Source organism: Pirellulales bacterium (genome assembly GCA_019694435.1).
In the GTDB taxonomy this organism is placed as follows: domain Bacteria; phylum Planctomycetota; class Planctomycetia; order Pirellulales; family JAEUIK01; genus JAIBBZ01.
In genome coordinates this window covers 34,913-48,553 of sequence record JAIBBZ010000001.1, presented here as the reverse complement: position 1 = coordinate 48,553, position 13,641 = coordinate 34,913, and the positions used below count along the sequence as shown (strand labels likewise).

The following is a 13,641-nucleotide window of genomic DNA, read 5'->3' as shown; positions in this document are numbered from 1 at the left end:
TGCTCATGGTACAAGGCCGCGAGCCGGTAGCCGCTGCGCGCGATGCGCATACGCCGCTCGCCGGCAAACACGTCGTCGTATTCTTGATGAGCTACCCGGGATTGCTCGGGCAGGCGCGGCCGCTGATCTACACGCTGCACCGCGCCGGTTGCCGTGTGACCGTGGTTTTCTTTTCGTTTCAGGCGGTGTTCCCGCTCGAGGAAATCAGCGACGCGGACGTCGCCGTGCTCACGCTCAGCGACCAGGGCACACAGAGCATTCCGCGGCTGACGCGGGAACAATATCGCCAGCTCTGCGGCGACGATCTCGACTTCGGCCGCCTGACGATTCACGAGTCATTCGTCGCGGGTTTGCCCGTCGATCGCAACTGGCTGTTTCTTGATTCGTTCCATTATCAGCGCTATCGCGGGTTTGCGTGGCGCGCCGAGCAACTGTTGGCGGCGCTGCGGCCGGATTTCGCGATTGTGCCGCACACGAGCGAGCCGCTTTCCAAACTGGTCTATGCCAAATGCCGGTTGCAGGGCGTGCCGACGCTGGTCAGCGAAAGCGCCTTCTTCCCGGGTAACATCCTGCTGGACCCGGTAGGCATGCACTTCTACTGGCGCCAGAATCTGCTCGAGCGCGACTGGCCGCGCGTGGCCGCGACGCCGCTCACCGCAGCGGAACAACATCGCCTCGACCGCTTTCGAGCCCGGCTGATCAAGGGGGGCGTCTCGAAATACCCACAACCCACCAATCCCGACGAATGGGAGCGTCTGCAGGCGCGGCTGCAACCGGGCAAGAAGCTGCTGTTCTTCCCCGGCCAGGTGCCCTCGGACGCCAATGTGTTCAACGGGCTCGGCGGTTTTGCCAGCTATTCCGATCTGGTTCATTGGGTGCGCGACCAGTTGCCTGACGACTGGCAGGTGGTGTTCAAATCACACCCTTATGCCAGCGTCGCGGGCGATGCCGAGCTCGAGCGACCCAACTTTCACGTCGTGCGCAACGTGGGTATTCACCGTCTGCTCGAGCGCGCGGACGCGGTGTGCGTACACTCTTCGAATGTCGGGCTCGAAGCGCTGTTGCTCGATCGGCCGGTGATCGCGTGCGGCCGCCCCTATTATGCCGGACGTGGCTTGACGCTCGACCTGAACGAGCCGCGCCAATGGACGGGCCTGCTCGATGCTGCACCGGCCTTTCGCGTCGATCAGATGCTGCGCGATCGACTGCTGCACTACATCGCGTTTCATTACCTGATCGCGCCGGGCGATACGGCGGCGCTGGTTGACCGCCTGCAACAGGCGACCTGCGCCGCGCGCACGCCGGAGGGCCCCTGGGCGCCCTTTACCGAACTCCTGCCCGAGGTGGCCGAACGCTACGTGGCTTTGCAACGGCGCTATAACCAACTGGCCTTTCAGAACTATTCGCACCAGGAAGCCGTGGCCCGGTTGGCGCTCGACGGCGAGTTGCCGGCGGACACGGCGTCGGCGGTCGAAGCCGACCCGGTGCGCGCCAGCGAGCGCTGGGTCGGCCAGCGGATCGGCGAAATCGCGCCGGAGTTCACGCAGCGGTACGCCTTCGCCGCGCAGCTCGCCGAGCCGAGACGGCGCGTGCTCGATTTCGGCTGCGGGACGGGCTTCGGCAGCTACCTCCTAGCGCAGCTGGCCGATGTCGAAGTCACGGCCGTCGATCCGGCGACCTTGGCCATTGACGAGGCCCGCCGCACTTGGTCCGACGGGCGGATCGACTACGTTTGCGCGTCGGCCGGCACCTGGGAGATGCCGAGCGGGCAATTCGACTTGATCGTCGCTCACGGCGTGTGCGAGTACGCGGCCGACGATCGACGCCTGGTCGCGCAGCTCTGGCACGGTCTGCGGCCCGGCGGGCGGCTGGTGCTTTCGGTACCCTCGGCCGAGACGGAAAACCTCGTCGACCACGTGCAGCGCATCCGGCATTACACCCCACTCGGTCTCAGAGCCTTGATCGCGCATCTGCCGGCGGTTGCCGCCGCGATCGAGTGCGCGCAAACGACGGCCGAACCGGTACGTCCGGAGATTCAATCCGGCAGCCACGGCGAACGGCTGCTGCTGATCGTCGAACGGGAACTCGCTCACGGGCACAGCGATCTGGCCGAACGGGTCGCGGCGCTGTTGCCGTATCGCGAGCTGCCGGAGGGGAGTCTGTGCTCGCCCGCGGGCGAGGACCAACGCGCCGCGGCCTAGGCGCGCCATGGGCCCCGGTGGCGATGGGGCTCCGAGCTATTCACCGTGTTCGCCGTAATAAGCCACGGAGATCGCGGCCAGTTTGCCCTGCGAGTTGAATAGCACTTCCCAGCCGAATGCCTTTCGCTCGAAATAGTATTCGAGCATGCGTTCCAGGCCGCCTTGATCCGCCGGATTGTCGTGCACGTCGGCCGCCGAGTCGTCGTCCGGATTGGGGTAGATCCTCAGCCAGTTGTCCACATCGAGTTGGCCGTTGATCGGGGCCGGCATGCCGTGGGCCAGGATGGCGCCGGAATAGGGAACGAAATTTTCCAGCCGCGCGACCGACGCGGTTTCGCCGTCCCAGACGACTTGGAACTCATCGAGCAGACCGTTGCGCAGCCGCAATTGCAGGCCGCGCGAAGGATAGCTCACGTTGAACCAGTCGTTGAACTCAAAACACTCGGCCGGGCCCAGTCCGGCGAGTGCTGCGGCCGATTCGTTGACCTTGACGTTGTTCAGTGACAGGCGGTCGAGATCGACGGCCGGCACGAGCCGCGGATCGACAGCCCAGTTCTCGGTCGGGTTTTCGCCGAACAACCAGTTCTGCAACATCCGTGAGAGAAAATTCATCGCGGGCTCCGCTGGCGTGGGGAACCGTGCTCTGCGTCGGCGCCGTCGCGGGCCGCCTGACGGCTGAGCCGATCGGCCCAGTAAAGCGGTTCCGGCAGCCTGCGTCCAGTCAACAGCGGCGCGACAATGCGCCGCGCGGTGTCGAGCCCAACGTATTGTCCAGGCGACAAGTAGAGCGGTTGCCGGTCGCCAGCGCGCGGCGCGACGGCCCAACCGAGCGGTTCGTCGTCGATCGTTACGGCGTAGTAACGGCCTGGCACCAGCCGCCCGCCGGCCGGCGCGCCGTGGAGCCGCCCATGCAGCAGGCTCTTGGCCACGCCGATCGTCGGCCAGTCGAGGAGCGTGCCCAGATGCGCGGCGATTCCCATCCGCCGCGGGTGCAGAATGCCCGCACCATCGACCAGCAGGACCTCGGCGAGCCGGCCGGCGCGCTGCACTTCGCGCAACAGTTCGAGCAGCACGGGCAGTTCGCGAAACGACAGGTAGCCCGGGATGTAGGGGAACTCGACCGGGCGGCGGGCGACGGTCGACCAGAGCAGCTCGTCCGAGCGGACATCGACCAGGGTGTACGCCGCCACGGCAAGATTGCCGCGGTAAGAAACGTCGACTCCGCCGACCTGTCGGGGCTGCCCGCACCAGGTATCCAACGCTTGCCGGGCGCGAAGCTGCTCTTGAGCTTTCCGCAATTGCAAGAGCGGCTGCGGCGAGCGGAAGGCCGCAAACTCGTACCGCGCCAGATCGACCTGCTGGTCGATCGGTTGCGTCCCCTCGGCGCGCAAGATCTGCGCGTGCGCATCGCGCAGCTTGGGATCCTGGTCAGGGAGCAGGCCGCCGGCTTTGACGATGCGGTGCCAGGGGGCCGTCAGGCTGCGCCGCAGCGGGGCCGCATGCGACGCCACCCAAACCGTGGCTGCACGATCGCCCAATGCCCGGGCCAGCGCACCAAAGGTCGTGACACGGCCGGCGGGCACCTGGGCGACCAGATCGGCCAGGGCCGTGGCAAGTCGAGGAACGGGCGGCCGCAAAGCGGCAATGCGAGGCATCCTGCAGGGGCTTCCGGTGGACCGTGGGCCGGTGTGCTACGATGATTTTGCCTGAAATTCACCGGGTTGCCGAGACGCAACCTCGGGTTTCCGTACTCGCATGGGGTCGATTCGCGATGCTCAATCCGCGTTGGTATTTGCTGGCTGTCACGGGGGCTTCGATTCTACTGCCCATCGGCGGAACACTTGGCCCCAGTCTCCATGCCGCTGCCCCGGCGACCCGGACCCCGGGATTTCGTCCCAGCGTGTTTGCCATCGTTGGCGCGACATTGGTGCCCGAGCCTGGCCAGAAGATCGAAGGGGGCACGATCGTCTTGCGCGATGGCATCATCGAGCGCCTCGGGCCGCAGGCCGATGTGCAGGTGCCGGCCGATGCCGAGCGGATCGCCGGCGAGGGTTTGATCGTCTATCCCGGTTTTCTCGATGGACTCACTTATGCGGGCATCGACCAGGGGGCCAACCGCTCGCACACGGGTGCGGGCCGGCCGATCGACTACACCAGCTTTGCAATGGCCGCGACGCCGCCCGACAACCGCAATGGGCTGACGCCGGAGTTTCTCGCGACCGAGGCTTTGACGCTGGATGAAGCCGCCGCGGGCGGCTTTCGCGAGGCTGGGTTCACGGCCGTCGTCGCCGCGCCCCAAGGGGGTATCGCCACGGGGCAAAGCGCTCTGGTGAGCACCAGCGGACTGCCGCGGCGCGAGATCGTGCTCGAATCGCCGGTCGCCCTGCACATCAACCTGACCGTGCCGGGCGGCGGGCGCAGTTATCCCTCGACGCTGATGGGCTGCGTCGCGCATCTGCGGCAGGCAATGATCGACGCGCAACAATATGACGACGCCTGGCGCTACTTCGAGGAGCGCGGCGGACGACGGCCGCCGCTCGACCCGACGCTGGCCGCCTTGCGCGCGGCGCAGCGACATGAGCTGCCCGTATTCTGGCAAGCCGACACCCGGGACGAAATCGATCGGGCGCTCGACCTGGCGAACGAATTCGGCGTGCGGCCCGTCATCGTCGGCGGCCGAGAGGCGTGGCGCTCGGCCGATCGGTTGGCGGCAGCCAAGATACCCGTCGTGCTGCAGATCGATTTTCCCGAGGAGCCGCGGCAAGGCAGCGGTAAGCCGGCCGCCGACGCGATGTTCGCCGACTACACGGTCGAGCAGCTCGAAGAAGGGCTCAAACGCCCCGACCTGCCGCCGGCGATCAAGCGCCGCATCGAGGCTCGTCTCAAGGAGTTGAAAGAAGAGCCGGACCAGCCGGCCAAGCCGAAGGCGGGCAAAGATGGGGACAAACCCAAGGTGCCCGAGTCGCCCCGCGTGCTGACCGAACGTCAGCGGCTGTGGCGCGAAGCCGTCGGCTGCGCGGCCGCCCTGTCCAAGGCCGGCGTGAAATTCTGCTTCAGCTCGGCCGGCCACAAGAAGCCCGGTGCGTTTACGACGCACCTGCGCGCGGCCATCGAACAGGGCCTGGCGCCCGACGCGGCGCTCGCCGCGTTGACGACGGCCTCGGCCGAGGTGTTGGGCGTCGAGCAGCGATTGGGCAAGCTCGCGCCGGGTTACGCGGCCCATGCAGTGGCCTTCGACGGACCGCTCGAGGCTGAGAAGACCAAACTGCGTTACGTGTTCGTCGACTCCGAACGCTTCGAATACAACGCGCCGCCGGCCGCGGCGGAGAAAGACAAAGCCGAATCGCCGCCGGCAGGCGACAAGCCGGCCGAGCCCGCCGCCGAGCAGAGGCCCGACGACAAGTCTGCGCCGGACAAGCCCGCCGAGGACCAGCCGGCCGCAGCGCAAGACACCGCCGCCAAGCCGGCCGAGGAGGAACCCTATGCCACGGAAATCGAGGCCGATCGGAAGCCGTCGTTCGCGACCGGCGGCAACGTCGTGATTCGCGACGCCACGGTCTTGACGGTCACCAACGGCACCTTGCCCAAGGCGACGATCGTCGTGCGCAACGGCCGCATCGAGGCCGTCGGGCCGGATGTTGCGGTGCCCGAGGGGCTGCACGTCGTCGACGGCACGGGGCTGTATGTGATGCCGGGCATTCTCGACCCGCACGTGCATTTTGCGATTACCCGCGGCATCAACGAGATGACGCTGTCGGTCACGCCCGAGGTTTCGATTGCCGACGTGATCAACGGGGACGACTTGCAGATTTATCGCGAGCTGGCCGGCGGCGTGACGTGCGTGCGCGTGCTCCACGGTTCGGCCAACGCGATCGGTGGGCAGCACGCCGTGATCAAGCTCCGCTGGGGACGGCCGGGCCGCGAGCTGATCGTCCGCGACGCTCCCCGGGGCGTGAAGTTTGCCCTGGGCGAAAACCCCAAACGCGGGGCGACGCGCTATCCCGACACGCGGCTGGGCGTCGAATCGACGATCCGCCGTTCGTTTGACGAGGGGCGGATGTATCGCCGCGTCTGGGAGCAATATGCCATGGCCCGTAGCCGCGGCGAGCAAGTCGCCGAACCGCGGCGCGACCTGCGGCTCGAAGCGTTGGCCGATATTCTCGACGGCAAGTTGCGGATCCATTGCCACTGTTATCGGGCCGACGAGATCCTGATGCTGTTGCGGCTGACCGAGAGTTATGGCGTGCGCGTGCAATCGCTGCAGCACGTGCTCGAAGGATACAAGGTGGCCCCCGAAATCGCCGCGCATGGCGCGAGTTGCTCGGCCTTCGCCGACTGGTGGGCCTACAAGATCGAGGCCTACGACGCGATTCCCTATTGCGCCGCCTTGCTCGAAGAGGCCGGCGTCAACGCCGTGACCTTGAAGAGCGACGACAACGAGCTGGGTCGCCACATGTATCAAGACGCGGCCAAGATGCTCAAGTATGGACAGATGAGCGAGCAGCAGTGCCTGGCCTTGATCACGATCAACGTGGCCAAGCAACTGGGGATCGAACAACGCATCGGCTCGATCGAGGTGGGCAAGGATGCCGATCTGGCAATCTTCAACGGGCATCCGCTCAATGCTTTTTCGCGATGCGAAATGACGCTCGTCGACGGCGAGGTGTATTTCGAACGCCGCGCGCCCCGGGCCGATGGCAGCCGGCCGTTGCCCGTGGCCGCCGACGAGCTGCGCAAGCGCCAGGTGCAGATCGCCGAAAGCGGTTCGGGCCGTTACGTGCTGCGCAATGCGACGATCGTGCCCGTGGTCGGCGAACCGGTCGAGCATGGCACCCTGGTCGTGGCCGGCGGCAAGATCGAGGCCATCGCCGGCGCTGAATATCAAGCACCCAGCGACGCCGTCGAAATCGACCTGGCCGGCCTGTCGATCTACCCGGGCATGATCAATGCAGGCGGCGCGTTGGGGTTGGTCGAAATCGGCTCGATCGAAGAGACCCACGACTATGCCGAGGGCGGCGAATTCAACGCCGACCTGCGGGCGTCGATCGCCGTGCACCCCGACAGCGAGCTGATTCCCGTCACGCGCGCCAATGGCGTTCTGACGGTGCTCACACAGCCGACTGGCGGCCGCATCAGCGGGCAGAGCGTGCTGATGAACCTGGCCGGGTGGATTCCGCCGGAGATGGCCGTCGTCGATCCGTTGGCGCTGCACGTCAATTTCCCGTCGGGCTTGTACAAGCCCGGGAGCGTCGGGCAGAAGTCCGACGAGCAGCAAGAAGCGTCGAAGCAGATCGAGGCGTTGCGCGAGCAATTCACGCGCTCCTTGCAATACGACGAGTTGGTCAAGCAGGCCGCGGCCGCGGGCCAGTTGCCGCCGGTGCCCGATCCGCCGCTGGCCGCGCTGATTCCATACGCCCACGGCGAGCGGCCCGTCGTGATTCACGCCGATCTACACGGCGACATCCTCGCCGCGATCGAGTTCGCGCAGGGTTTGAAGTTGAAGTGGATCCTGGCCGATGCGCAGGAGGCCTGGAAATGTGCGGCGGCGATCAAGGCCGCCGGAGTGCCCGTGATCCTGGGGCCGAGCATGCAATTGCCCGGCGGCGAATTCGATCCTTACGACGCGCCGTACGCCAACGCCGCGCGGTTGCACGAGGCGGGTATTCCCTTCTGCATTAAGGCCGTCGAGAACGGGCCAGGCTCGGGCACAGCGGCCCGCAACTTGCCCTACCAGGCGGCGATGGCCGTGGCCTACGGCCTGCCCGAGGCCGAAGGCTTGAAGGCGGTGACGCTGTACCCGGCCCAGATTCTCGGTGCGGCCGACAAGCTCGGCTCGCTCGAGGTGGGCAAGCTGGCCAACCTGATCATCACCGACGGCAACCCGTTGCAGCCCGGCACGGACGTCAAGTGGTTGTTCATCGGCGGCAAGCCCCTGGCGCCGACGAGCAAACACACTCAGCTTTATGCACGCTATCAGGAACGGCTGCGCCAGGTGCGCTCGGGCCAGCGGATGCTCGGCGTGGGGCAGCCCGGCGGTTCGCCGGCCAGCGGCGCAGGCGACGCGGCGAGCCAGTGAGCGCCGCGCTCTAGGCGGCCTTCGAGCCGGGAACCTGGGCCGGACGCACACCGACCGGCGCGCCGGGCCAGGGAATGTCGTCGGGTTGCAGCGCCCAATGCTGCCCGTAGAGCTTCAACTGGCTCGAAAGCAGCAACATGTCAACCGGCTCGGGCTGCGTCGACTCGGGCCCGCTGACGGCGATCTGGCAGCGGCCTCCCGCCTCGGTGGCAAAGCCCATGGCCAGGTTCCACTGGCGCATCGCGCGGGCCGTTTCGGCACGGACCGCTTCGCCGGCGATGCGGCCTTGCAACTCGGTCGGCGGCGAGGTCGTGATGGCGGTGTTTTCGCCGCTGGTCCCGGTGCGCCAGATGTGCCGGAGGATACTGGGTGCATGCGGCTGATCGAGCCGCAACTCGATGCGCTCGACGCGGAAGTGCCGCAGCTCGTCGACCAATTGCGACCAGACGCGTTCAAACGGCTCGCTGGCCAGGCTCGAGCGCCGGGTGACCACGCCCGAAGAACGGTGCGCCGCGGCCCAGCGGCCGACCCGCGCGGCGAGCATCTGCGCCACGGTCAGTTTGACCAGCGACAGCTCGTGATGGCCGAACAGCCGCGTGATGAACATCAAGGCCACGAGCGTAAGCGCCGTGATCCAGGCAAGCGCATCGCTGTGAAAAATCGTCGAGGCCGTGGCCGCGGTGCCCATCAGCAGGCATAGTGCTCCGATCAGACAGAGCGCTTGCCAGTTGCTCAGGCCACGGTCGAGCAGACGGTGATGAATGTGTCCGCGATCGGCCGTATCGAACCGCTGGCCCGAAAGCTTGCGCCGAACGACAGCGAGCACGATATCGAGCATCGGGATGCTCATGATCACGGCCGGCGCAGTGATCGAGAGCGTGGCCGTGGTCTTCAGCGAGGCCTGTACGCCCAGGATCCCGGCCACGAGGCCGATGACCATGCTGCCCGAGTCGCCGAGATAGATGCTGGCCGGCGGCAGATTGAAGACGAGAAAGCCAGCCAGGGCGCCGGCCAGGACCAAGGCGATCATCGCCACGTGCGGGTATCCGCTGATCGTCGCGACCAGGGCCATCATGATGGCCGTGGTCAGCCCGACGACGCTCGCCAGGCCGTCCATGCCGTCGAGCAGGTTGAGCGCGTTGATGCATCCGACCAGCCAGGCAATCGTGAGCGGAATGCCCAGGTAGCCCAATTCGATCGGGTAGCCGAACACCACGACGCGATCGACCCAATAGCCGGCCAGGACGACGATCGATGACGCGGCGATTTGCAGCAGCAACTTGAAGCGTGCGGGCAGGTCCCAGAGATCGTCGATGCAGCCGATCAGGCAGACCATCCCGGCCACGACGACGATCACGCTGGAGAGCCGTGTGAGCTCGTCGCCGGCGGCAAAGATGCCTCCCGTGGTGACCCACAGGCCGACGACCAACGACAGGTATACGGCCACACCGCCGAACAGCGGTACGGGTCGCTCATGAATCTTGCGCTTACCGTCGGGCTGATCGATGGCCCCCAGGCGTTGAGCGAGGGCCCGGGCAACCGGCGTCAGCACCAAAGCGCAGAGAAAGGCTACGAGAAAGCGCGTCCAAGGCGAGGGCATCGCGGCGATCTTCCTTGACGACCGGTGCAGTCGCGAACCACGGCGCGCCGGATCCATCGGCACGCCAGGGGCGGCGTATTGTAGGCTCTCGCGCGATTGACGCAATGTCCAATCGCGTGTCGCGCGGGGGGCCGCGACTTGCTAGCAGCCAGGCCGCGGTGTGGCGATCCGCTAGCTTCGGCCCAAGAGCCGCCGGGCGATTTGCTTGGCGCCGTACACGGCCAGGCTCGCGCGTCCCAAGGGGCGGATTAACGCCGGCGCATCGGCCAGGAACTGCGCGTCTTGCCGGCTGCTGCTGAACCCGCCGTCGTCGTAGCAGGCCACGGTCAGGCCCAGGTAATGCGGCCGGACGTCGTCCGCGGCAAAGGCCCTCAAGTTGAACGCCCAATCGGCCCACACGCGATACTGCAGGTCGTATCCGCCCCAGCGCGCGAACAACTCGCGATGGTAGAGGATGGCCTGATGGCAGATGTTTTGCCGTGCGATTCGCAGCCGGGAAAAACGACCGCCGTAGAGGCGCCGTGCCGCGCCGATCAAGACGTCGCCATAGATCAGCTTGCTGCCAGGCGGCGCGGCTTCCAGGGCACGTTCCAGCACGTCGGGTGCCGCGAGCGTGTCGCCCGCGCCGAGAAACAGCAGCCATTCGCCACGCGCCGCCGCGACACCTTTGTTCAGCGCGTCGTAGATGCCCCGGTCAGGCTCGCATTGCCAAAGGTCAATTTTTGCGGACTGCGCGGCGAGCACCTCGAGCGTTCCGTCGCGCGAGCCGCCGTCGAGAACCAAGTATTCCTTGGCCTCGAGCGTTTGCGCCGCGACGCTGGCCAAGGTCGCCGGCAGCATGCCCCGGGCATTGAACGTGGCCGTGATGATCGAGACGCGCGGGCGCGGGTGCGCCGTACCTGACAGCCGGCGCCCGCCCGCGTTGGTCACCGTACCGACCGTGGCCATCTGGTTGCCAGCTCCTCGCTTCGGGCCGACTGCCTGCCGGGATCGATGTCCCCGTTCGCGGCCTGCGGCCAGGGCTCTACGCCGCGCGGCGCAGTTTCTGCTCGTGCCGCCAGCTGCGGTACCAATCGATCGTTTGCCGCAGTCCGCTACGGAGATCGGTCGTCGCGCGAAAGCCAAACAGCGCGCGCGCCCGAGTCGTGTCGAGCGACCGGCGAGGTTGCCCGTCGGGCTGCGAGGTGTCCCAAACGAGCCGACCTTCGAAGCGGCTCAGCTCGCAGATCAATTCGGCGAGCGCGCGAATCGAGATCTCGGCGCCCGCGCCGATATTCACCGGTTCGGGCGCGTCGTAGCGATCGGCGGCCAGCGTGATCGCCTCGGCGGCGTCGCGCACGAACAGGAATTCGCGCGAGGCGCTGCCCGAGCCCCAGACGCTGATTTCCGTGCGTCCCTGCTGTTGGGCCTCGAGCACCTTGCGGATCAGCGCGGGAATCACATGGCTCGAGTCCGGGTCGAAATTATCGTGCGGGCCGTAAAGGTTCACGGGCAGCAACGTGATGGCATTGAAGCCATATTGCTGGCGATAGGCCTGTCCTTGGACCAGCAGCATCTTCTTGGCCAGGCCGTACGGCGCGTTCGTCTCCTCGGGGTAGCCGTTCCAGAGATCGTCCTCGTGGAACGGCACCGGCGTGTGCTTGGGATACGAGCAGATCGTGCCGATGGTGACGAACTTCTCGACCTGCGCGCGGCGGGCCGACTCCATGAGCTGAATGCCCATGATGGCGTTGTCGTAGAAGTAAGTGCCGGGGTTGCGGCGATTGGCCCCGATACCGCCAACGGTGCCGGCCAGGTGGATGATCACCTCGGGTCGAGACCGGGCCAGCAGCCGCTCGATGTCGGCCTTGTCGCGCAGATCGAAATCGCGCTTGCGCGGGACGACGATTTCGGCCGGATCGAAGCGCTCCAGAGCCTGGCAGACGTGCTGGCCCAGGAAACCGGCGCCACCGGTCACGACGATCCGTCGGGAGTACAGGCATCCCATGTGTGTTACTCGCTGGCGAACGGCCCCGGGGCGAAAGCCTACTGCGCGCAGGCCGCAACGAGTAAGACCAGTTGGCTGCCTGCCCTGGGTGCTAGCACGGCCGATTGGTCTGGCCGCAAGCCGCGCCAGGCGATTAGGTTGGGGCCTGTGCCGCGCCTGACGCAGGGCCAGCGAGATCTGCGCGACGCACCCTTGGACGCCGCATCAGGCATGGAACCCCAGGAACGGAAATCCGCGTGGCGTGCTGCCGCCGCCGTGCACGAGCCGCACGACGGCCCGGCGCCGCCACATGCCGCGGGCCTGCTCGACGCCGCGGCAACGATCCGGCGCGTGGCGATCGACTTGAGCCGGTTGCAGCCCGGCGGAGTCAACGGCGGCGCTAAGCTGATGACGCTCGAGCTCGTCGCGCGCATGGCACGACTCGCGCCAGCCTGGCAGTTCTTGTTGTTGACCTCGGCGGCCAGCCACGACGAGCTGGGCGCGCTCGATGGCCCGAACGTGCGCCGCGTGTGCGTCACGCGGCAGCCGCTGACGACCGGTCCTGCGACGCGGGCGGGGGGGTGGCGCGCCTGGTGTCTGACCCAGTTGCGGCGCCCTCAGTTCAGCCTCTTGCGCTGGATCTATGGTCGGCTGTTTCGCCGGCCCCGGCGCTTGCGGCTCTTGGCCGACGAATCGATCGACGTGCTGTTTCTGCCGTTGACGGCGCCGCTGTTCTTCGAGCCCGGCGTGCCGAGTGTCGCGGTGGTGTACGACCTGCAGCACCTGACGTTTCCCGAATTCTTCACCTTTGAAGACCGGTATTTTCGCGACAAGTATTTCCGCGACTGCGTGCAGTCGGCCGACCACGTGGTCTGCATCTCGAAATATGCCCGTAAGACCGTGCTGCGCCGCGCGCCACTTCACCCGGAACGCGTGTCGACCATCTACATCGGGCTGGCCGATCGGCTGGCGCAACCGGCGCCCGCCGAGGTGCAGAGCTGTCTGGATCGCTGGCAATTGGCGGCCGAGGAATACTTCCTTTACCCGGCCAACTCCTGGCCTCATAAGAACCATCGCCGGCTGTTCGAGGCCTATGCCCGCTACTTGGCCGAAGGCGGGCATGCGGCAAGCAAGCTGGTTTGCACCGGCGCCGACACGGGACGCCACGATCGGCTCCGACACTGGATCGATAAACTCGGTCTCACCGGGCGTGTGGTGCTGACCGGATTCGTGTCGAACGAAGAGTTGGCGTCGCTCTATGTCGGGTGCCGGGCGCTGGTGTTCCCGTCGCTCTACGAGGGCTTTGGCATGCCCGTGGCCGAGGCCTTGGCCTATGGCAAGCCGGTGTTGTGCAGCAACACCACCAGCCTGCCGGAGATCGCCGGCGGCGCGGCCTTGCTCTTCGATCCGCGCGAGCCGGCCGAGATCGCCGCGGCCATGCGCCGGCTCGAGCAGAATCCCGCTCAGGTGATGAGCATGATCGAGCGCGGCCGACAACACGTCGCTGGGTTTGGGACCGGCGAATCGATGGCCCGAGCCTATTTGGACCTCTTTGATTCAGTCGCGCAGCGTCGAACCGCGCGACCGGACGCCCCACCTCCCGCACCGAGCGAACGTCCTCAAGCCGTCGCTTTGTTGCGTTAACGCAACACTCTCGCGACGTTCGCAATCGGCGTGCGCCGAGCGGCATCTCTTTGCGGCGTGAGGGTTTGCAGGCGCCCTGGACCACCAGCGTTGCGCTCGCGTTTGCGCGACCGGTGCGGTTGTGAAAGCTTGCACAATCATTTTGTTCCGTTGT

The 13,641-nt window shown here is 66.7% G+C and carries 8 protein-coding genes; 3 read left to right on the top strand and 5 right to left on the bottom strand.

Annotation, left to right across the window (positions count from 1 at the left end; translation table 11 throughout):
* The first annotated feature begins 5 nt into the window (after positions 1–5).
* Positions 6–2,201, top strand: a complete 2,196-nt coding sequence (locus K1X74_00150) for a methyltransferase domain-containing protein (protein MBX7164729.1) — start codon at positions 6–8, stop codon at positions 2,199–2,201.
* A 36-nt stretch (positions 2,202–2,237) separates the two neighbouring features.
* On the opposite strand, the gene K1X74_00145 is transcribed toward K1X74_00150, so the two are convergent.
* Together K1X74_00145 and K1X74_00140 are read right to left on the bottom strand one after the other, a co-directional pair.
* Positions 2,238–2,813, bottom strand: coding sequence for a hypothetical protein (locus K1X74_00145; GenBank protein ID MBX7164728.1), 576 nt, complete (start codon positions 2,811–2,813; stop codon positions 2,238–2,240).
* Positions 2,810–3,856 carry an endonuclease V gene (locus tag K1X74_00140; GenBank protein ID MBX7164727.1) on the bottom strand — a complete coding sequence of 349 codons (1,047 nt, stop codon included), beginning with the start codon at positions 3,854–3,856 and terminating at the stop codon, positions 2,810–2,812. The genes K1X74_00145 and K1X74_00140 overlap by 4 nt, the downstream gene beginning before the upstream one ends.
* Positions 3,857–4,101: 245 nt before the next feature.
* On the opposite strand from K1X74_00140, the gene K1X74_00135 reads away from it, so the two are divergent.
* Entirely contained in the window at positions 4,102–8,277 is a 4,176-nt protein-coding gene (locus tag K1X74_00135; protein MBX7164726.1) for an amidohydrolase family protein, read from the top strand.
* Between the two features lie 10 nt (positions 8,278–8,287).
* Here K1X74_00135 and K1X74_00130 read toward each other — a convergent pair whose 3' ends face one another.
* The 3 genes from K1X74_00130 to K1X74_00120 form a co-directional block, all read right to left on the bottom strand.
* Positions 8,288–9,877 carry an undecaprenyl/decaprenyl-phosphate alpha-N-acetylglucosaminyl 1-phosphate transferase gene (locus K1X74_00130; protein MBX7164725.1) on the bottom strand — a complete coding sequence of 530 codons (1,590 nt, stop codon included), beginning with the start codon at positions 9,875–9,877 and terminating at the stop codon, positions 8,288–8,290.
* Between the two features lie 171 nt (positions 9,878–10,048).
* Entirely contained in the window at positions 10,049–10,825 is a 777-nt protein-coding gene (locus K1X74_00125) for a glycosyltransferase (protein ID MBX7164724.1), read from the bottom strand.
* Between the two features lie 76 nt (positions 10,826–10,901).
* Entirely contained in the window at positions 10,902–11,864 is a 963-nt protein-coding gene (locus K1X74_00120) for a GDP-L-fucose synthase (protein MBX7164723.1), read from the bottom strand.
* A gap of 828 nt (positions 11,865–12,692) precedes the next feature.
* Between K1X74_00120 and K1X74_00115 the strand changes: the two genes are divergently transcribed.
* Positions 12,693–13,487, top strand: coding sequence for a glycosyltransferase family 4 protein (locus K1X74_00115; GenBank protein ID MBX7164722.1), 795 nt, complete (start codon positions 12,693–12,695; stop codon positions 13,485–13,487).
* The last annotated feature ends 154 nt before the right edge of the window (positions 13,488–13,641 follow it).

What these genes read in the sequence shown, in the direction of transcription:
- K1X74_00150 (MBX7164729.1), top strand. Translation starts at nt 6, where the DNA reads ATGGTACAAGGCCGCGAGCCGGTAGCCGCTGCGCGCGATGCGCATACG.
- K1X74_00145 (MBX7164728.1), bottom strand. Translation starts at nt 2,813, where the DNA reads ATGAATTTTCTCTCACGGATGTTGCAGAACTGGTTGTTCGGCGAAAAC.
- K1X74_00140 (MBX7164727.1), bottom strand. Translation starts at nt 3,856, where the DNA reads ATGCCTCGCATTGCCGCTTTGCGGCCGCCCGTTCCTCGACTTGCCACG.
- K1X74_00130 (MBX7164725.1), bottom strand. Translation starts at nt 9,877, where the DNA reads ATGCCCTCGCCTTGGACGCGCTTTCTCGTAGCCTTTCTCTGCGCTTTG.
- K1X74_00125 (MBX7164724.1), bottom strand. Translation starts at nt 10,825, where the DNA reads ATGGCCACGGTCGGTACGGTGACCAACGCGGGCGGGCGCCGGCTGTCA.
- K1X74_00120 (MBX7164723.1), bottom strand. Translation starts at nt 11,864, where the DNA reads ATGGGATGCCTGTACTCCCGACGGATCGTCGTGACCGGTGGCGCCGGT.